Source organism: Actinomycetospora sp. CA-101289 (genome assembly GCF_050955895.1).
In the GTDB taxonomy this organism is placed as follows: domain Bacteria; phylum Actinomycetota; class Actinomycetes; order Mycobacteriales; family Pseudonocardiaceae; genus Actinomycetospora.
This window is the reverse complement of the sequence record NZ_CP192093.1, coordinates 4,723,704-4,742,472: the sequence shown is the minus strand read 5'-3', so window position 1 is coordinate 4,742,472 and position 18,769 is coordinate 4,723,704. Positions and strand designations below refer to the sequence as shown.

The window sequence follows — 18,769 nt, the reverse complement described above, 5'->3', positions numbered from 1 at the left end:
GGCCTGGAGCTTCTGCCAGTCTGGCGGCGTGGACCTGAGCTACACCGCCGAGGAGGAGCAGTTCCGCACGGAGCTGCGGACCTGGCTCGCGGACAACATCCCGGCCGAGTGGACGGTGCCCGGCTTCTGGGAGTCCCTCGACAGCGACGAGTCGTTCCGGCTCCGGCGCGAGTGGGAGGCCAGCAAGACCGCCGCGGGCTTCTCCGGCATCCAGTGGCCGACCGAGTACGGCGGCCGCGGCGGCACGCCGGGGATGAAGGCCATCTACGACGAGGAGACGGTGCGGGCGCGCGCCCCGCAGACCGTCAACGTCCTGGGCCTCACCTTCCTCGCGCCCACGATCATGGCGATCGGCACGCCCGAGCAGCGCGCCGAGATCATCGGCCCGATGCTGCGCAACGAGGTCATCTGGTGCCAGGGCTTCTCCGAGCCCGGCGCCGGCTCGGACCTCGCGGCGGTCTCGACCCGCGGCGTGCGCGACGGCGACGACTTCGTGGTCAACGGCCAGAAGATCTGGACCACGAACGCCATGCACGGCGACAAGATCTTCACGATCGTCCGCACCGAGCCGGGCTCCGAGCGGCACAAGGGCCTGTCGATGCTGCTCATCGACATGGACCAGCCCGGCGTTGAGGCCCGCCCGCTCAAGCAGATGAGCGGGGCCAGCGAGTTCGGCGAGGTGTTCTTCACCGACGCCCGGGTGCCGGCGAAGGACTGCCTCGGCGAGATCGGCGACGGCTGGCGCACCGCGATGCTGCTGCTGAGCTTCGAGCGCGGCGCCTCGGGCGTCGGCCAGTACACCGAGTTCCGCCGCCAGTACGACGAGATCGTCGAGCAGGCCCGGCACTTCGGCCGCTCCGACGACCCGGTGGCGCGCCAGAAGCTGGCGAACTGCCTGGTGGAGCTGGAGTGCCTGCGCTACCACGCGATGCACATCCTCACCCAGGTCGAGCAGGGCCGGGACCTCGGCGCCGAGTCGTCGATGACCAAGCTGCAGTGGTCGGAGACGTTCCAGGACCTCTGGGAGGCCTTCGACGACGTGCTCGGCCCGGAGGCGTCGCTCGCCGCCCCGCGTCCCGACGTCGACCTCACGCCGTTCCAGCACCAGGCCATGTGGTCGCGGTCGGTCACCATCTGGGGCGGCTCGTCCCAGGTCCAGCGCAACATCGTCGCCGAGCGCGTGCTCGGCCTGCCCCGGTAGGGAGTCCACAGCGTGTTCTTCGCGCTCACCGACGACCAGCAGGCGTTCGCCGCCACCGTCCGCGAGTTCCTCGCCGACCGCTTCGACCTCGACGCCGTGCGGGGCGTGGTCGAGGACCCGGACGGTGACGGCCACCCGCTGACGCTCTGGAAGGGCCTCGCCGAGCAGGGCGCCCTGGCCGTGCTCGTGCCCGAGGAGCACGACGGGCTGGGCCTCGGGCTGCTCGACGCCCAGGTGGTCGCCCGCGCGCTGGGGGCCGGCGTCGCGCCGGGGCCGTGGACGACGACCGTGCTCGCCGCCGAGGCGGTGCGCCTGGCCGGGTCGCCCGAGCAGCAGGCGCGCTGGCTGCCCGCGCTCGCGGCGGGCGAGACCGTCGGCACGGTCGCGCTGCGCGGTGAGGCCGGGTCGTGGGACGGCCGCGGCATCACGGTCGACGCGTCGGGCGAGCGGCTCTCGGGCACCGCGTCGCCGGTCGACTACCCCGGCGTCGCCGGGCTGATCGTGGTCGCGGCCACCGACCACGCCGGCGCCCCGGGGCTCTTCCTCGTCGAGCCCGGCGCCCAGGGCCTGGCCGTGCGCGACCAGCACACCTACGACGGCACGGCCCGCGTCGGCGCCGTCGAGCTCGCCGACACCCCGGCCGAGGCCCTGACCGGCGGCACGCTGTCCGGCGCCGACGCGGTGTCCGCGGTGCTCGCCCGCGGCGCGGTGCTCACGGCGGCCGACCTCGTCGGCCTGGCGCGCGAGGCGTTCACCCGCACCGTCGACTACGACCGCGACCGCAAGCAGTTCGGCGTGCCGGTCGGCTCGTTCCAGGCGATCAAGCACACGATGGCCGACCTGCACGTCGGGGTCACGATGGCCGAGCACGCCGTGCTGTTCGCGGCGCACGCCGTGGACAGCAACGACGCCGGCGATCCGGCCACGGACATCGCGGTCGCGGTGGCCAAGGCCAAGGCGGCCGACGCGGCCTGGGCCGCCACCGGCGCGATGATCCAGTTCTTCGGCGGGATCGGCTTCACCTGGGAGCACGAGGCCCACTTCTTCTACAAGCGGGCCCGGCGCCGGGCGCCGCTGTTCGGCACCGCCGACGAGCACCGCGAGCGCCTCGCCGTGCTGACGATGGACCGCTGACTCCGCGCTGCCCCTTGTCGTGATCTCGGTCACTCCGGTGGACTGAGGGGATGGGTGGACGGACGGCGGGCGAGCCGGCCCGCAGAGCACGGGGCGGGCGGACTGGCACGGACCTCGGGGGGCTCGCGCCCGACGACCCGGCCGCCCTGCGGTCGGTCGCGGTGGTCGGGCCGATGGGCGCGGGCAAGACCACGCTGGTCGAGGAGCTGCTCGCGGCCACCGGCACCATCCCGCGCGCCGGCTCGGTGACCGCCGGCACGACGGTCACCGACCACGACGCCGACGCCCGCCGCCAGCAGCGCTCGGTCGCGCCAGCCGTGGCGTCGCTGCACCACCGCGGGGTCAAGGTCAACCTCGTCGACACCCCGGGCTGCCCGGACTTCCTCGCCGAGGTGCGCGCCGGGCTGCGCGCGACGGACGCGGTGCTGTTCGTGGTGGGAGCGGCGGACGTGGCCGAGGGCGCGGCCGCGCCGACCTCCGCGCTGCTCGCCGAGTGCCGCCGCGCCGGGCTCCCGGCCGTGCTGGTGCTCGGGCGCCTCGACCACGCGCGGGCCGACGAGGCGGCGGCGCTCGCGGCGTGCCGGGCGGCCGTGGGGGAGACCGGCGAGGTCCTCGTCCCGGTCACCCGCACCACGCGCGCGGAGGACGGGACCCTCGCGGTGACGTCGCTGCTCGACGGGCCGGACCCCACCGCGGAGGACCTCGACGACGAGCGTCGCGACCTCGTCGAGACCCTCATCGAGCAGGCCGAGGACGAGGCGCTGCTCGAGCGCTGGATCGGCGGCGAGCCCGTCGCCACGGCCGCGCTGCGCGAGGCCCTCGCCGCGGCGGTCGCCGCCCGGGCGCTGGTGCCGGTCGTCGGGGTGTGCGCGCCCGCCCGCGTGGGCCTCGACGCGCTGCTCGACCTCGTGGTGGACGCCGTCCCGACGCCCACCGCGCACCCGCCGCTGCCCGCGCACGCCCCCGACGGCGCCGGGCACGACCCGGTGGCGCCGGACCCCGACGGGCCGCTCGTCGCCGAGGTCGTCCACACCGGCACCGACGCCCAGGGCAGCCGTGTCTCGCTGGTGCGCGTGTTCTCGGGGCGCCTGCGGCCCGACACCGCGCTCACCGTCTGCGCGGACCCGATGCGCATCCCCGCACCCCGCGACGGCGAGGACCCGACCGGCCCGCCACCCGACATGGCGGCCGCCACGGTGCGGGTCAACCGGGTCTACGCCCCGCTCGGCGCGACGCTGCGCGAGGTGCCGTGGTGCGTCGCCGGCGACCTGTGCGCGCTGACCCGCCTCGGCGTCGGCGCCACCGGCGACACGCTCTGCGCCGCCGACGACCCGGTGGGGCTCGACGGGTGGGAGCTCCCGGAGGCGCTGCTCCCGGTGGCCGTGACCGCCGCCGACCGCTCCGCGCAGGACGCCCTGGCCCGCGGGCTCGCGCGGCTCAGCGCCACCGAGACCACCCTGCGCGTCGAGCGCAACGCCGACACCCACCAGGTCGTGCTGTGGTGCACCGGCGAGGCGCACGCGGACGTCGTCCTCGCCCGCCTGCGTGCCGCCGGAGCCACGGTGGAGGTCACCGAGGTGGCCGTCCCCGAGCGCGAGACCGTCGCCGGGCCCGCGACCGGGCTGGGGCGCCACGTCAAGCAGTCCGGCGGGCACGGCCAGTTCGCCGTGTGCCGCCTGGCGCTCGAGCCACTGCCCCGCGGGTCCGGGGTCGAGTTCGTCGACCGGATCGTCGGCGGCGTCATCCCGCGCGCCTACATCCCGGGCGTCGAGAAGGGCGTGCGCGCCCAGCTCGACGCGGGCGTCACACCCGGGCGCCCCGTCGTCGACGTGCGGGTCACGCTGGTGGACGGCAAGGCGCACAGCGTCGACTCGTCGGACCAGGCGTTCCAGACCGCCGGTGCGCTGGCGGTGCGGGAGGCGGTCGCCGCGGCGGGCACGGTGGTCATGGAACGGCTCTACGAGGTGGAGGTCACCGTCGACGACGCCCAGCTCGGCGCCGTGCTGGGCGACCTCGCCGCCCGCCACGGGCGCGTCGTCGGCACCGAGCCGGACGCGAGCGGGCGCACGTGCGTGCGCGCCGAGGTGCCCGAGTCCGCACTGCTGCGCTACCCCGTCGACCTGCGCGCGCTCACCGCCGGGACCGCGAGCTTCACCCGCCGGTTCAGCCGCTACGAGCCCGTCGCCGGCGGCTAGAGGGCTTCCCGAACGACGGTTCGGCTGGCTACCGTCCGGCGACCGCCGCCGGTGATCGGACGAGGGAGCCCGCGATGACGCAGAGCCCGCCGACCCCGAGGACCTCGGATCCCGCCGCCGTCCGCCGGGTCGCCCTCGCGAGCCTCGTCGGCACGACGGTCGAGTGGTACGACTTCTTCATCTACGCCAGCGCCGCGGGCCTGGTGTTCGGGCAGCTGTTCTTCACCCCGCTCGGTCCGAGCGCGGCGCTGCTCGCGTCGTTCGCGACGATCGGCGTCAGCTTCGTGGCCCGCCCGGTGGGCGGCATCATCGCGGGCCACCTCGGCGACCGGCTCGGGCGCAAGGGGATGCTCGTCGCGACGCTGCTGCTCATGGGCGTCTCGACGGTCGGCGTCGGCCTCCTGCCCACCTACGCGACGATCGGCGTGGCCGCCCCGATCCTGCTCGTGGTGCTGCGCCTGCTGCAGGGCCTGTCGGCCGGCGGCGAGTGGGGCGGCGCCGCGCTGATGGCCGTCGAGCACGCCCCGCCCGGACGCCGCGGCTTCTTCGGCACGTATCCGCAGATCGGCGTCCCGATCGGCCTGGTCCTCGCCAACCTGGTGTTCCTCGTGACGTCGCTGTCGACGACCAAGGAGCAGTTCGCGAGCTGGGGCTGGCGCATCCCGTTCCTGCTGTCGATCGTGCTCGTCGGCGTCGGGTTCTTCGTGCGCGCCCGGGTGGAGGAGAGCCCGGTGTTCGAGGCGTTGCGCGCGAACCGGGTCCGGCGGTCCGCGCCGATGGCCGAGGTGCTGCGCCGGCACCCGCGCGCCGTGTTCGTCGCCATCGGGCTCTTCGTCGCCAACAACATGATCGGCTACCTGCTGATCGCGTTCATCACGTCCTACGGCACCCGCGTGCTCGGCGTCTCCAGCTCGACGATGCTCGCGGTCGGGATCGTCGGCGCGGTGGTGTGGGGCGTCGCCATCGTGGCCAGCGGCATCTGGTCCGACCGGGTCGGGCGCCGGCCGGTGTACCTCTGGGGCACGCTCGGCCTGCTGGTCTGGTCGTTCCCCTTCTTCCTGCTGCTGGACACGGCGGCGCTGCCGTGGATGCTGCTCGCGGTGATCGGGCTCGGCGTCGGGCTGGGCCTGACGTACGGGCCCCAGGCCGCGGCGTACGCCGAACTCTTCCCCGCGCCGATCCGCTACAGCGGGGCCTCGTTCGCCTACTCCGTCGGCGCCGTGATCGGCGGCGGGTTCGCGCCGCTGGTGGCCCAGGCCCTGATCGGCGCCACCGGGACGTCGCTGTCGGTGTCGGTCTACATGGTGGTCGTCTGCCTCGTGACCCTCGCCGCCGTGCTCGCGATGCGCGAGGGCACGGCCGCCGAGCGCGAGGCGTTCGTGCTGGGCGTCCCGACCCACGACTAGAACGGGGGCGGGTCGTCCTCGGGATGGACGGCCGGCCTGGTCGGGGGCGGCGGAGTGCGGGTCGACGGCCCGGATCCGGTGGCGCGGAGGTAGCGGCGGCGCCAGTCGGGATCGTCCTCGGGAACGGGTGCCAGCGGATCGTCGGGCAGTGGTCGGGGTCGGACGGCGGGCCGGGGCGCGACGGGTGCCTCGAGGACCTTCCTCGGGGTGGTGGTGTGGTGGACCCCGGCGCGTGTGCGCCACTCGAAGCGGCCCGGCGACGGTTGGCGCAGCGTCCAGCCGCCGTGGTGCTTGGCGCGGTGGTGGTGGCGGTCGAGCACCCCGAGGTTCCAGCTCAGGCTCGGGCCGCCCGCGGCGTGGTCGCGGGTGTGGTCGATGTCGGCCGTGCGGGCCGGGCGCCGGCAGGCGGGCGCGACACAGCACCGGTCGCGGACCCGCACCCAGCGGGCGATCTCGACCCGCGGGAGCCGCCGCACCGCATCGGCGGAGGTCTCCGCCGGCGGCCCGCCACGCACAGACAGATCGGCGAGGCGGCGCCGGAGCTCGGAGAGCAGAGGCGCCCACGCGCCGTGGTCGGTCGGGATGAGGGCGGCCAGCAGCGTCGTGGGGACCTGGAGCTCGACGATCGCCCGGCACGGCTGCCCCGACCCACCCGGTGGTCGGGGGTGGGGTCGTCGCCGTGCGATCAGGACGTGCTGGAGCCGTCCCTGGTCGTCGGTGCACACCACGCGCCACTCGCCGTCGCGGTACCGGGCGAGGAGGGCCCGAGCATGACCGGCGAGCACGGTGCCGTAGCCGGGCACCGAGCCGGGGACGTCGTCGAGTCCCATCGCGGTGGTGAGGCGGAGCCGGACCTCGCCGATGCCGGCACGGACTCGCCCTGGCCCGGGCTCGAGGCACTCCAGCGTCGGCGGGAACGGCTGGGACTCGGTCCATCCGGACGGCTTCTCGGGCAGGCCGGGCAGGCCGGGCAGATCGAGCGCGCCCTGCGTCGCCGCGGGGTCGTCCGCGATGTCCTCGGGGCCGGAGTCGTCGTCGCCGGAGTCGTCGGGGCCGCTGCGGTCGGCGCCATCACCGGGGCCGGTGTCGTCCGGCCCGTCGTCGTCCGGCCCGTCGTCGCCGGGGCCGCCATCCGGCTCGTGCGATCCGGGGTCGTCACCGTCAGCCCCGTCGCGTGCGTGGTACTCGGCGGCCAGGATCAACGCCACGCGGTGGTCGTCGAGCCCGGCCATCGACCCGTCGAGCAACCGCTCAGCCACGTCCTTGCGCAGCGTCCCGACAGGGATCAGCACCCCCAGCCCGCGAACCGCCGCCGCGACCGCGTCCACCCGGTCCCGCATCGCCAGCCCCGAGGGCGCCGATACGTCGCACAGCGACAACGTCGCGGTGCCCGACGGGTTCGCCGTCAGGATCAGCCGCCCGTTGCGCTCGGCTCTCTTCGCCCGCCGCGCCGCCCACTCCGGATCCAGTTCCGTGGCGACGTGTTCGATCCGCGCGATCAGCTCGCCCACCGGCAAGTCGGGAGCCTCGGGCAGCAGCACCGCACACACATGGCGAGCCAGGTCGTCGGGCAGGTCGCTGGTCCACTCGCAGAGACGCACGGCCCGCGCCTGGTCGATCCGGCCCTCCCACAACGCCTGACCGAGCGCAGGCAGTCGCTCCTCCAGATCGTCGGCCAGTCCGAGCTTGCGAGAGGCCATGGTGCGCGACCAGCACAGCGTCGCCGCGACCTCGTCGCCGGAGAACTCGTCACCGCGCGAGAACCGCTCGGTGGTTCCCGCGCGGGCGCGGCCCAGGTGGTGCATGGCCTCGAAGACCCGTGCATCCGCCCGGGCCTGCTGTCGCGCGCACGCCCGGAGGTAGGCGGCCAGGTCGTCGCCGGTCAACGCCGCCGGCGACAGCTCCTCCACCGCTGCCTCCAGCTGCGGGCCGGCCCCGAGACCGTCCAGGACCGCAGCCACTCCCGGGCGCAGATCCTGGTCGGTGCTCACGTCGAGGACGCTAGCCCCGACCCCCGACAACGCCGGGCCGACAACGGGGCGCGGAGGCCGCGGTCTAGGTCACGAGACGGTCACGATTCGCTGCTCGGGGGCCACGGTACCCCGGGCAAGAGCAGTGCTCTCGGAGATCGTCTGCGCCCCGGGGGACCACGGGGGCGGGCCCATTACCCTGGGGGAGTGGACGACACGACCGCGACCGAGCTGAAGGACCTCGCCGCCTCCCTGGACAGCGTCGAGGCGGCGATGGACCTCGACGGTCTGCGGCGTGAGGTGGCCGAGCTCGAGCAGCAGGTCTCCGCCCCCGACCTCTGGGACGACGTCGAGACCGCGCAGAAGCTGACCAGCGACTTCACGCACAAGCAGGCCGACCTGCGCCGCGCCGAGTCGCTGCGCTCGCGCCTCGACGACCTGGGCACGCTCTACGAGATGGCCGACGAGGAGGCCGGGCAGGACTCCACCGACCTGCGCGCCGAGGCCGACACCGAGCGCGCGGCGCTGCGGGCCGACGTCGACTCCTTCGAGGTGCGCACGCTGCTCTCCGGCGAGTACGACGGCCGCGACGCGCTGGTGACCGTGCGCGCCGAGGCCGGCGGCGTCGACGCGGCGGACTTCGCCGAGATGCTCATGCGGATGTACCTGCGCTGGGCCGAGCGCCACGGCTACCCGACCGAGGTCTACGACACCTCGTACTCGGAGGAGGCCGGCATCAAGTCGGCCACGTTCAAGGTCTCGGCGCCGTTCGGGTACGGGACGCTGAGCGTCGAGCAGGGCACCCACCGCCTGGTGCGCATCTCGCCGTTCGACAACCAGGGCCGGCGGCAGACGAGCTTCGCCGGCGTCGAGGTGGCGCCCGTCGTCGAGTCCACCGACCACGTGGAGATCGACGAGAAGGACCTCCGCGTCGACGTCTACCGCTCGTCGGGCCCCGGCGGGCAGGGCGTCAACACCACTGACTCCGCGGTGCGCCTGACCCACCTGCCCACCGGCATCGTCGTGAGCTGCCAGAACGAGCGCTCGCAGCTGCAGAACAAGGCGTCGGCGATGGCCGTGCTCGCCGCCAAGCTGCTGGCCCGCCGCAAGGAGGAGGAGCGGGCGCTGCTCGACGCGCTCAAGGACTCCGGCTCGAGCTGGGGCAACCAGATGCGCTCCTACGTGCTGCACCCGTACCAGATGGTCAAGGACCTGCGGACCGGTCAGGAGACCAACCAGACCGGGCAGGTCCTCGACGGCTTCATCGACGGCTTCCTCGACGCGGGGATCCGCTGGCGCAAGCAGAACGAGACCGCCGCGTAGCGGAGCCGCCTGACGGGCGCCTCGCCGACCCGGCAGTAGCATCCCCGGCCGTGATCCGGCTGGAGAACGTCACGAAGGTCTACCCGACCTCCACGCGGCCGGCGCTCGACGACGTGACCATGGAGGTCGAGCGGGGCGAGTTCGTCTTCCTCATCGGTCCGTCCGGGTCGGGCAAGTCGACGCTGCTGCGCCTGCTCCTGCGCGAGGACGTGCCCAACGAGGGCAACGTCTTCGTGGCCAACTGGAACGTCGGGCGCCTGGCCAGCCGGCGGGTGCCCCGCCTGCGCCAGCGCATGGGCGTGGTGTTCCAGGACTTCCGCCTGCTGCCCAACAAGACGGTGGCCGAGAACGTCGCGTTCGCGCTCGAGGTGATCGGCAAGCCGCGGCACACCATCCGCACGGTGGTGCCCGAGGTGCTCGACCTCGTCAACCTCGCGGGCAAGGCGGACCGGATGCCCTCCGAGCTCTCCGGCGGCGAGGCGCAGCGCGTCGCGATCGCCCGCGCGTTCGTCAACCGGCCGCTGGTGCTGCTCGCCGACGAGCCCACCGGCAACCTCGACCCGGAGACCTCCACCGGGATCATGACGCTGCTCGAGCGCATCAACCGGACGGGCACCACAGTGGTCATGGCCACCCACGACCGCCAGATCGTCGACAGCATGCGCCGGCGCGTGGTCGAGCTGTCGTCGGGCAAGCTCGCCCGCGACGACAGCCGCGGCGTCTACGGGACGGGCCGGTAGCCGATGCTGTTCGTCTGGCGTGAGGCCTTCGCCGGCCTGCGGCGCAACCTCACCATGTCCATCGCCATGGTCATCACCACGGCGATCTCCCTGGGCCTGCTCGGCGCGGGCCTGCTCGCGGTGCGCACGATCGACCGCACCGAGGAGCTCTACTACTCGCTCATCGCGGTGCAGGTGGCCCTCGACGAGCCCACGAGCGCCGGGGACCCCGACTGCTCCAGCCCCGTGTGCACCGGGCTGCGCGACGAGCTCGAGGCGTCGCCGCTGGTCTCCGGTGTCGAGTACGAGAGCCGCGGCGCGGCGTTCGAGCGCTTCCAGCGGATCTACGCCGGGCAGTCGATCCTGCAGCTCGTGCGCCCGCAGAGCCTGCCCGCGACGCTGCGCGTGACGATGGCCGACCCGCTGCGCGGCGCCGAGATCGTGCAGCAGTTCACCGGCCGCCCCGGCGTGCGCAACGTCGTCGATCAGCGCAGCACCGTCCAGGACCTGTTCTCGTTCCTGGGCAGCGTGCGCAACGCGACGTTCGGGCTGGCGATCGTGCAGGCGCTCGCCGCGCTGCTGCTGATCTCCAACACCATCCAGCTCTCGGCGTTCACCCGGCGCACCGAGGTCGGGATCATGCGCCTGGTCGGCGCGACGCGCTGGTACACGCAGGTGCCGTTCCTCATCGAGGCGGTGGTCACGGGCCTGGTCGGGGCCGTCCTCGCGACCGGCGGCCTCGTCCTCGGGAAGCTCTTCTTCCTCGACCGGCTGCTGTCCGGGCGCCTGCTGGCGAACACGATCCCGCCGGTCGGGATGAGCGACCTCCTCCTTTACGTTGGACCGGTGTTGGTGGTCGTCGGTGCAGTGATCGCCACGCTGACGGGGTACGTCACCCTGCGGCTCTACGTACGGACGTGAGGGAGGGCTGATGGCACCGAAGACGGCTCCGGCGAAGGCCAGCAGCAACCGGCCCGAGCAGCGTCGCAAGATCGTCGCCACCAACCGCAAGGCCAAGTACGACTACCAGATCCTCGACGTGTACGAGGCCGGCATCGCCCTGCAGGGCACCGAGGTCAAGAGCCTGCGCGCCGGGCACGTGTCGCTCAACGACGCCTTCGCCCTCGTGACCGACGGCGAGGTGTGGCTGCGCGGGCTGCACATCCAGGAGTACGACTACGGGTCCTGGACCAACCACGAGCCGCGCCGCGTCCGGAAGCTGCTGCTGCACAAGTCCGAGATCGCCCGCCTGGTCGGCAAGACCCGCGAGACCGGCCACACCCTCGTCCCGCTCTCGCTCTACTTCAGCGGCGGCAAGTGCAAGGTCGAGCTCGCCCTCGCGCGCGGCAAGGCCAAGCACGACAAGCGCGAGGCGATGGCCGAGCGCGACGCCAAGCGCGAGGCGGAGCGGGTCGTCGGGCGGCGGATCAAGGGCTGGTGATGGCGGCGCCGCTGCGCGATCCGCTGGCGTCGCCGCCGGTCGACGACGCCGACGTCCCGGCGTGGGTGGCCGCCACGGGGGTCGACGGGCTGGTCGACCTGCACGTCCACTTCCTGCCCGACCGCATGCTGCAGAAGGTCTGGGCGTACTTCGACGAGGCCGAGCAGCACTACGGCCGGGCGTGGCCGGTCCACTACCGCGAGCCCGAGCAGACGCGGCTCGACCTGCTGCGCGGCTTCGGGGTGCGCACCTTCGCGCCGCTGGTCTACCCGCACAAGCCCGGCATGGCCGCGTGGCTGACGTCGTGGGCGCTGGAGTGGGCCGCCGAGGTCGACGAGGCCGTGCCCACCGCCACGCTCTTCCCCGAGGAGTCGGTGACGACCTACCTCGGCGACGCGCTGGACCACGGCGCCCGCGCGGTGAAGGCCCACGTGCAGGTCGGGGGCTACGACCCGCGCGACCCGCTGCTGGACGCGGCCTGGGGCCTGGTCGCCGAGGCCGGGGTGCCCGCGATCGTGCACTGCGGCGACGGCCCGATCCCCGGCGCGCACACCGGCATGGAGATCTTCGGTGAGGTGCTCGAGCGCCACCCGCGCCTGACCGCCGTCCTCGCCCACGCCGGACTGCCCGACTACGACGGCGCGCTGCGGCTGGTCGAGCGCTTCGCGAACGTCCACCTCGACACCACCATGGTCGGCACGCCCTACACCGAGGCGTTCGCGCCGGTGCCCGCCGACTGGCCCGCCCGGCTCGCCGGCGTCGCCGACCGCGTCGCGCTCGGCACCGACTTCCCGAACATCCCCTACGGCTACCACGAGCAGCTGGCCGCGATCGCGTCCTGGGCCGCCGCCGACGAGCGCCTGGGCCTGCCGTTCCTGCGCGCGGTGCTGCACGACGTGCCGGGCCGGCTGCTCGGGGTCCGCTGACCCGTCCGCTGACCCCCGGAAGGGCAGCAACCCCCTCGTCATCCGCTCGTTGTGCGGGCGAGACCTGAGCAGGGCCGTCGAGACCACGGGGGCGCGAGGTCACCGCCACCGCGCGACGAGGGAGTTCCATGACGGGTCGGACGACGACGTCTCTGGGTCGGCTGGCGGCGGTCGCCGCCGGCGCCGTGCTGCTGGCGGGAGCGTGGACGGGCGCCGCGCTGGCCGACGAGGACCCGACCGGCACCGCCCCGGCGCCGGCCGCGCCGTCGGCCGAGTGCCAGCAGCTCACCGGGCAGCTCGCGACCGCGCAGCAGGCCCTGACCGACGCACTCGGCGCGCTGGGCGGGGCCGCGGCGCAGGACACGGTCGAGCAGCTCACCGCGCGGGTCGCGGAGGCCTGCGCCGCCACCGCCCCGGCGCTGACCGGCACCGGGCTGCCCGCCCCGGCCGCCGCGGGCCTCGCGCCCGGGGCCACCGCGGCCTCCGGCGACCTCGACTGCCCGGACTTCGGCTCCCAGGCCGAGGCCCAGGCCTACTTCACCTCGATCGGCGGCTCGGCGGCGCGCAACGCCGACCGCCTCGACCGCAACCGCAACGGCGTTGCCTGCGAGGACTACCCGTACGCCACCACGGCCCCGGCCGGCTCGCTCCCGGCGGGCGGCTTCGGCCAGGTCTCGGCGGTGCCCAGCGGCGGGATCGAGACGGGCGGCTCCGACACCCCGGCCGCCCCGTGACCGACCCGCACGGCACGACGACGCTCGCCGAGCGCCCGGACCCCGCCCCCGCGGCGGACCCGGCGCGCGGCGGGTGGCGGCTGCGCCTGGTCATCGCGCTGGCGGTGGTCGCGACGGTCGCGGTGCTCGCCGTGGTGACGCTGTCGGGCGGCGCCGAGCCGGTCGCCCCGCCGGTCGGGCCGCTCGCGGCCCCGTCCGCGGCGCCCGTCGCTGCGCCCCGGGCCACCCCGGCCCCGCCGGCCAGCGGTCCGGTCGCGTCGTCCGCACCGACGCGGGTCCGCGTGCCCGCCATCGGGGCCGACTCGTCGCTGGTGCCGGTGGGGCTCGACGCCCGGCACCGCGTCGCGGTGCCGCCGGCGTCGCAGCCGATGCAGGCCGCCTGGTACTCGCGCAGCCCCACGCCGGGCGCGGTCGGGCCCGCCGTGGTGCTCGGGCACGTCAACGGCAACGGGCGCGACGGGATCTTCGCCGACCTCTCCCGGGTCCGTCCCGGCCAGGAGGTGGAGGTCGACCGCGAGGACGGGCGCACCGCGGTGTTCACCGTCTACCGGGTCACGACCGTGCCCAAGACCGCGTTCCCGACCACCGAGGTCTACGGCAACACCCCCGACGCCCAGATCCGCCTCGTGACCTGCGGCGGGACGCTCGACGAGTCGCAGCACAGCTACCTGTCGAACGTCATCGTCTTCGGCACCCTCACGGCGGTCCGGCCGGCCTGACCCGGCCCGACCGGGTGGGATGAACCGGGCGACCGGACGCGTTATGATCGGTGGCCGTTCCGCAGGGTGCGGCGCCGAGGGGGTGACTGGTTTCGACTCCGAGTGGTTCATCAGGAGAAGCGTGCCGAGGAAGGCGACGATGATCTCGTTAACCATCCGTCGCAATGAATTAAGCGCCGAGAATACTCAGCGCGACTTCGCTCTCGCTGCCTGACAGCGAGAGGTGAGGTCTGTCGGCCCGGGTTCGTTCCCGACCCGGGTACCGGCATCAGCTAGGGGACTCACCGTCGGGCCCGGTCGCGGGGCCCGGCGGGACACCGCACAGCGACTGGGATCGTCACACCGGCCTGTCCGCAGGCCCGGTGGATCCGAGCAGAGACGACGCGGACTGCGCACGGAGAAGTCCTGATTGCTGATCGGAGGACCCGGGTTCGATTCCCGGCACCTCCACCGAGGTAGCGACGGGCCGGAGAGCGACGCTCTCCGGCCCGTTCTCTTGTCCGAGCCCCTCGTCCGTTCGGCTCTGACCGATGGGCCGGTCGACTCAGCGTCACCCCGGGCGCTACCGTGGTCCCTCGCGCTCACCCGACCGGCTGAGCGTCAGCGGGCTGGGAGGTGCGGGCATGACCACGGCGTCGGGAGACGGGTGGGTCACGCCCGGGCACACCCCGGACGAGGGTCGCCCGCCCGGGGTGGACGCGCTGCCGGCCGGTGCGGTGGACGCCGCCACCCGCGGCCTGGACGCCGTGCTCGGCCGCGAGGTCGCGATGGTCACGCTGCCGCCCGTGCGCGGCGAGGACCTCGTGGTGCGCACCGAACAGGTGCGGCGCCTCGCGGGCCTGCACCACGCCCACCTCGTCGAGGTGTTCGACGTCGACGGGCTCGCGGAGGACACCGAGAGCACGCTGGTGCTGCAGAGCGTCGACGGCCGGGGCCTCGGGCAGGACGCCGACCGGGCGGCCTGGTCGCCGCTGGCCGTCGCCGAGATCGGCGCGCAGTGCGCCTCCGCGCTGGCCCACGCCCACGCCCGCGGCGTGGTGCACGGACGCATCGGGCCCGAGAGCATCGTCGTCGGCGGCACCCCCGCCGCGCCCTACGCCTGGCTCACCGGCTTCACCGCGGCGCTGCACCCGTCGCCGCCCGACGACCCGGCGCTGACGGCCGTCCCCGCCGCGCCCGCCCACCCCGACGGCGACCTCGCCGACCTCGGCCGGGCGCTGCTGCTGGTCCTCGACCCCACGGCGCCCGCGGCCCCGGCGCTGGACGCGGTGCTCGCGGACATGGTCGCCGGCCGGGGCTCCGCCCGCGGCGCCGCCGAGACGCTCGCGCGCACCGCGGAGGCGCTGCGCCATCTCGACGAGGACGAGACGGGCCTCGTGCCGCTCGTCGTCGCCGGGCCCGCCCCGGTGGCGGTGGCGCCCGGCGTGGCCGCGGCGCCCGGCGCGCTCACCGGCGTGCCCGCGGCCGCACCGACCGGCGCGGCGAGGGCCCGGGTCGTCGCCGGTGCCGGTGCCGGCAGCGCTGGCCGCGCTCCCGCGCGCCACGGGCGGCGGGCCCGTCGCGGCGTGCGGATGGCGATGCTCGGCGGGGCCGCGCTGGCGCTGGCCACCGCGTCCGGGGTCGTGCTGCTGGCCGCCGAGGGCACGGGGACCCAGGAGATCGGGGTCTCGGGGATGACGACGCCGGAGCGCCCCGTCGCGCCGCCGGCCGGCGGCTCGCCCTCCGGGCCCGCGGGCAGCCCGGCCGCCGACGACGGCGAGACCTCCGCCCGCGACACCTCGTCGCGCAGCGCCGTCTCCGACGTCACCACGCGTCCCGAGGTCGAGGCGCCGCTGCCGGTGGCGCCGCTGCCGGCGACCACCACGGTGCCGCCCGTCGTCCCGCCCACGGTGCCGCCGACCGTCCCACCGACCGTGCCGCCGACGACCACGGTGCCGACCGGGCCCACCGGTCCCACGACCGCGCCCACCACCACGACGACCACGACGACCACGGCGCCGGCGCCCGGCAGCCCGGGCACGGCGACGCTCGCCGCACCCTGACCCGTCCCCTCCCTGATCGCGGCCGCGTCGGGGGGAGGGGGAGACTGGGACCAGCACGTCGACCGCCCCGTCCCCGTCGTGAGGAGCCCCACGCCCCATGGGTGCCGCACCGCAGCGGGAGCGCACGCCGGGTGACCCCACACCCCCCGCCGCGGCGCTGCCGTGGGAGGTCTGGGCGCTGCTGGCGGGGAGCTTCCTCGTCGCCCTGGGCTACGGGATCGTCGCGCCCGCCCTGCCGGTGTTCGCCAGCAGCTTCGGGGTGGGGGTCACCGCGGCGTCGGCCGTGGTCAGCGCCCTGCCGGTGATGCGGCTGGTGTTCGCGCCGGTGTCCGGCCGGCTCGTCGCCCGCGTCGGCGAGCGCACGATGTACCTGGCAGGCCTGCTGGTCGTCGCCGCGTCCACCGGCGCCTGCGCGCTGGCCACGAGCTACGTGCAGCTGCTCGTCTTCCGGGGCCTCGGCGGCATCGGGTCGACGATGTTCACGGTCTCCGCGTTCTCGCTGCTCTTCCGCCTGGCCCCCGAGGGGCGCCGCGGCCAGGCCAGCGGCCTGTTCACCGGGGCGTTCCTGCTCGGCGGGATCAGCGGGCCGGCCTTCGGCGGCGCGCTCGTGGCCGTCGACCTGCGCGCCCCGTTCGTCGTCTACGCCGTGGCCCTGGTGGTGGCGACGATCGTGGTCGGCGCGCTGCTCGCCCGCTCCCGCCAGGTCGGGGTGCGCCGCGACGGGCCCGAGGAGAGCCCGCTGACCCTCGGGGCCGCGCTGCGCCTGCCCGTCTACCGTGCGTCGCTGGTCTCGTCGCTCGCCACCGGCTGGGCGGTGCAGGGCGTGCGCGTCGCCCTCGTCCCGCTGTTCGTCGCCGTCGCCCTGGGCCGCGAGCCGCTGTGGGCGGGCATCGCCCTGACGGTCTTCGCCGTCGGCGACGGCCTCGTCCTGCTCGCCACCAGCGGCCTGTCCGACCGGCGCGGGCGCCGGCCGGTGATCGTCGCCGGGCTCGGGCTCGTCGCGCTGGGCACGGCGTCGCTCGCCCTCGCGGTGCTGCCGGGCGTCGCGGGGCTCGTCGTGCTGCTGGTCGCCTCCGGGATCGCCGGGGCGGGCGCCGGGCTGCTGCAGCCCGCGCAGGGCGCGGCGGTCGCCGACCTCGTGGGCTCCCGCCGCTCGGGTGGCCCGGCGCTCTCGGGGTTCCAGATGGCCGCCGACGTGGGCGCCATCATCGGCCCGATCGCGGCCGGGGCGCTGGCGGAGAACGCCTCCTTCGGCGTCGCCTTCGGGCTGTCCGCGGCCATCGCGCTCGCCGCGCTCCTCGTCTGGGTGCGCATGCCCGAGACCTCCGGTTCGCCGCCCGAGGGCGCGGGCACCCGCGCGCCATGACGCGCAGCCCGGTGCCCGAGGGCGTCCTCGACACCCACGGGCCCGGCATCGACGAGGCCCTCGAGCAGGCCGGCGCCCCCGCCGACGCGCCGCTGTGGCTCTTCGGCGATCAGCTCGGGCCCGCCGTGCACGCCCTGCCGCAGCACGCCGACCGCGAGGTCGTGCTGATCGAGTCGTCGGCGGTCCTGCGCCGCAAGCGCTTCCACCGGCAGAAGCTGCACCTGGTGCTCTCCGGGATGCGCCACCTCGACGAGGAGCTCGGCGAGCGCAGCACCTACCGGCGCACCGACACCTACCGCGAGGCGCTGGAGCAGGTCGGGCGTCCGGTGGTCGTGCACCAGCCGACGTCGCACGCCGCCCTCGCGTTCGTCGAGCGGCTGCGCGACGAGGGCCTGGTCGCCGCGGTGCTTCCGACCACGACGTTCGCCCGCCCCCGGGCCGAGTTCACGGCGTGGGCTGGTGACGAGGACTCGTTCACGATGGAGAACTTCTACCGCAACCAGCGCCGCCGCTTCGACGTGCTCACCGACGGCGAGAGCCCCGTCGGCGGGAAGTGGAACCTCGACCACGACAACCGGGAGCCCCCGCCGAAGAAGCAGCGGACCCTGGGCGTCCCCGACCCGTGGTGGCCGACCGAGGACGAGGTCGACGCGCAGGTGCGCCGGGACATCGACGCGATGGAGGTGTCGACGGTCGGGCGCGACGGCCCCCGGCTGTTCGCGGTCACCGCCGCCGAGGCCCGGGCGGCCCTGCGGCGCTTCGTCGAGCACCGCCTCGACCCGTTCGGGCCGCACGAGGACGCGATCCTGGCCGCCGACCCGTGGATGTCGCACTCGCTGCTCTCGGTGCCGCAGAACCTCGGGGTGCTGCACCCGCTCGAGGCCGTGCACGCCGCCGAGCAGGCCCACCGCGACGGCGAGGCCCGGCTGAACTCCGTCGAGGGCTTCGTGCGCCAGATCCTCGGCTGGCGCGAGTACATCTGGCAGCTGTACTGGCACTTCGGCCCCGACTACGTCCGCCGCAACGAGATGGGCCACCACACGCCGCTGCCCGACTGGTGGAGCGAGCTCGACGGCGACGCGGTCACCGCGGCGTGCCTGTCCTCGACGCTGAACGGGGTGCGCGACCGCGGCTGGGTGCACCACATCCCGCGCCTGATGGTGCTGGGCAACCACGCCCTCCACCGCGAGTACGGGCCCCAGGCGCTCTCGGACTGGTTCGCCACGACGTTCGTCGACGGCTTCGCCTGGGTGATGCCGCCCAACGTCGTCGGCATGAGCCAGCACGCCGACGGCGGCAAGCTCGCGACGAAGCCGTACGCCTCGGGCGGCGCGTACATCAACAAGATGTCCGACCACTGCGGCGACTGCGCCTTCGACCCCAAGGTGCGGGTGGGGGAGAAGGCCTGCCCGTTCAGCGCGGGCTACTGGCAGTTCGTGCACCGCCACCAGGACCTGCTGCGCGCCAACCAGCGCACGGCGCGGTCGGTGGCGACCATGGAGCGGCTGAAGGACCTCGACGCCGTGCTGGAACAGGAGCAGCACCGCGAGACCTTCTAGTCACCCCCGCGTCCGGCACCGGACCTCCGCCGTG

At 74.9% G+C, this 18,769-nt stretch carries 15 protein-coding genes and 1 other RNA gene; 15 read left to right on the top strand and 1 reads right to left on the bottom strand.

Annotation, left to right across the window (positions count from 1 at the left end):
* The first annotated feature begins 28 nt into the window (after positions 1-28).
* The 4 genes from ACQPX6_RS23740 to ACQPX6_RS23725 all read left to right on the top strand — a co-directional run bounded on the left by ACQPX6_RS23740 (position 29) and on the right by ACQPX6_RS23725 (position 5,936).
* Positions 29-1,201, top strand: a complete 1,173-nt coding sequence (locus tag ACQPX6_RS23740) for an acyl-CoA dehydrogenase family protein (protein ID WP_433782939.1) — start codon at positions 29-31, stop codon at positions 1,199-1,201.
* 12 nt (positions 1,202-1,213) lie between these two features.
* Entirely contained in the window at positions 1,214-2,335 is a 1,122-nt protein-coding gene (locus ACQPX6_RS23735) for an acyl-CoA dehydrogenase family protein (RefSeq protein ID WP_433782938.1), read from the top strand.
* A 50-nt stretch (positions 2,336-2,385) separates the two neighbouring features.
* The gene (locus ACQPX6_RS23730; RefSeq protein ID WP_433782936.1) at positions 2,386-4,530 is read left to right on the top strand and encodes an elongation factor G; all 2,145 of its coding nucleotides are present in this window, start codon (positions 2,386-2,388) and stop codon (positions 4,528-4,530) included.
* 74 nt (positions 4,531-4,604) lie between these two features.
* Positions 4,605-5,936: an MFS transporter gene (locus ACQPX6_RS23725; protein ID WP_433782934.1), complete on the top strand. Its 1,332-nt coding sequence runs from the start codon at positions 4,605-4,607 to the stop codon at positions 5,934-5,936.
* On the opposite strand, the gene ACQPX6_RS23720 is transcribed toward ACQPX6_RS23725, so the two are convergent.
* Positions 5,933-7,927, bottom strand: coding sequence for a DUF222 domain-containing protein (locus tag ACQPX6_RS23720; protein ID WP_433782932.1), 1,995 nt, complete (start codon positions 7,925-7,927; stop codon positions 5,933-5,935). The two genes, ACQPX6_RS23725 and ACQPX6_RS23720, sit on opposite strands and share 4 nt — an antisense overlap.
* Positions 7,928-8,113: 186 nt before the next feature.
* Here ACQPX6_RS23720 and prfB point away from each other — a divergent pair, with 186 nt between their 5' ends.
* The 11 genes from prfB to ACQPX6_RS23665 all read left to right on the top strand — a co-directional run bounded on the left by prfB (position 8,114) and on the right by ACQPX6_RS23665 (position 18,735).
* Positions 8,114-9,229, top strand: a complete 1,116-nt coding sequence (gene prfB, locus ACQPX6_RS23715; RefSeq protein WP_433782930.1) for a peptide chain release factor 2 — start codon at positions 8,114-8,116, stop codon at positions 9,227-9,229.
* Positions 9,230-9,279: 50 nt separating this feature from the next.
* Positions 9,280-9,969 (top strand): cell division ATP-binding protein FtsE, encoded by a 690-nt coding sequence (ftsE, locus tag ACQPX6_RS23710; protein WP_433782929.1) that lies wholly within the window; start codon positions 9,280-9,282, stop codon positions 9,967-9,969.
* Between the two features lie 3 nt (positions 9,970-9,972).
* Positions 9,973-10,869, top strand: coding sequence for a permease-like cell division protein FtsX (gene ftsX / locus ACQPX6_RS23705; RefSeq protein WP_433782928.1), 897 nt, complete (start codon positions 9,973-9,975; stop codon positions 10,867-10,869).
* 10 nt (positions 10,870-10,879) lie between these two features.
* On the top strand, positions 10,880-11,389 hold the full coding sequence (gene smpB, locus ACQPX6_RS23700; protein WP_433782927.1) for an SsrA-binding protein SmpB: 510 nt from the start codon (positions 10,880-10,882) through the stop codon (positions 11,387-11,389).
* Complete coding sequence (locus ACQPX6_RS23695) at positions 11,389-12,315, top strand: amidohydrolase family protein (protein WP_433782926.1); 927 nt, start codon at positions 11,389-11,391, stop codon at positions 12,313-12,315. The genes smpB and ACQPX6_RS23695 overlap by 1 nt, the downstream gene beginning before the upstream one ends.
* A 128-nt stretch (positions 12,316-12,443) precedes the next feature.
* A complete protein-coding gene (locus tag ACQPX6_RS23690) occupies positions 12,444-13,049 on the top strand; it encodes an excalibur calcium-binding domain-containing protein (RefSeq protein ID WP_433782924.1) in 606 nt (201 codons plus the stop codon).
* The gene (locus ACQPX6_RS23685) at positions 13,046-13,768 is read left to right on the top strand and encodes a class F sortase (protein WP_433782923.1); all 723 of its coding nucleotides are present in this window, start codon (positions 13,046-13,048) and stop codon (positions 13,766-13,768) included. The genes ACQPX6_RS23690 and ACQPX6_RS23685 overlap by 4 nt, the downstream gene beginning before the upstream one ends.
* Positions 13,769-13,846: 78 nt before the next feature.
* Positions 13,847-14,221: a transfer-messenger RNA gene (gene ssrA, locus ACQPX6_RS23680) on the top strand.
* Between the two features lie 170 nt (positions 14,222-14,391).
* Positions 14,392-15,810, top strand: a complete 1,419-nt coding sequence (locus ACQPX6_RS23675) for a hypothetical protein (RefSeq protein WP_433782922.1) — start codon at positions 14,392-14,394, stop codon at positions 15,808-15,810.
* A gap of 97 nt (positions 15,811-15,907) precedes the next feature.
* Positions 15,908-17,176 (top strand): MFS transporter, encoded by a 1,269-nt coding sequence (locus tag ACQPX6_RS23670; protein ID WP_433782920.1) that lies wholly within the window; start codon positions 15,908-15,910, stop codon positions 17,174-17,176.
* On the top strand, positions 17,173-18,735 hold the full coding sequence (locus ACQPX6_RS23665) for a cryptochrome/photolyase family protein (RefSeq protein ID WP_433782919.1): 1,563 nt from the start codon (positions 17,173-17,175) through the stop codon (positions 18,733-18,735). Before ACQPX6_RS23670 ends, ACQPX6_RS23665 begins: the two co-directional genes overlap by 4 nt.
* Positions 18,736-18,769 lie beyond the last annotated feature (34 nt).

What these genes read in the sequence shown, in the direction of transcription:
- ftsX (WP_433782928.1), top strand. Translation starts at nt 9,973, where the DNA reads ATGCTGTTCGTCTGGCGTGAGGCCTTCGCCGGCCTGCGGCGCAACCTC.
- ACQPX6_RS23670 (WP_433782920.1), top strand. Translation starts at nt 15,908, where the DNA reads ATGGGTGCCGCACCGCAGCGGGAGCGCACGCCGGGTGACCCCACACCC.
- ACQPX6_RS23690 (WP_433782924.1), top strand. Translation starts at nt 12,444, where the DNA reads ATGACGGGTCGGACGACGACGTCTCTGGGTCGGCTGGCGGCGGTCGCC.
- smpB (WP_433782927.1), top strand. Translation starts at nt 10,880, where the DNA reads ATGGCACCGAAGACGGCTCCGGCGAAGGCCAGCAGCAACCGGCCCGAG.
- ACQPX6_RS23695 (WP_433782926.1), top strand. Translation starts at nt 11,389, where the DNA reads ATGGCGGCGCCGCTGCGCGATCCGCTGGCGTCGCCGCCGGTCGACGAC.
- ACQPX6_RS23725 (WP_433782934.1), top strand. Translation starts at nt 4,605, where the DNA reads ATGACGCAGAGCCCGCCGACCCCGAGGACCTCGGATCCCGCCGCCGTC.
- ACQPX6_RS23675 (WP_433782922.1), top strand. Translation starts at nt 14,392, where the DNA reads ATGACCACGGCGTCGGGAGACGGGTGGGTCACGCCCGGGCACACCCCG.
- ACQPX6_RS23665 (WP_433782919.1), top strand. Translation starts at nt 17,173, where the DNA reads ATGACGCGCAGCCCGGTGCCCGAGGGCGTCCTCGACACCCACGGGCCC.
- ACQPX6_RS23730 (WP_433782936.1), top strand. Translation starts at nt 2,386, where the DNA reads ATGGGTGGACGGACGGCGGGCGAGCCGGCCCGCAGAGCACGGGGCGGG.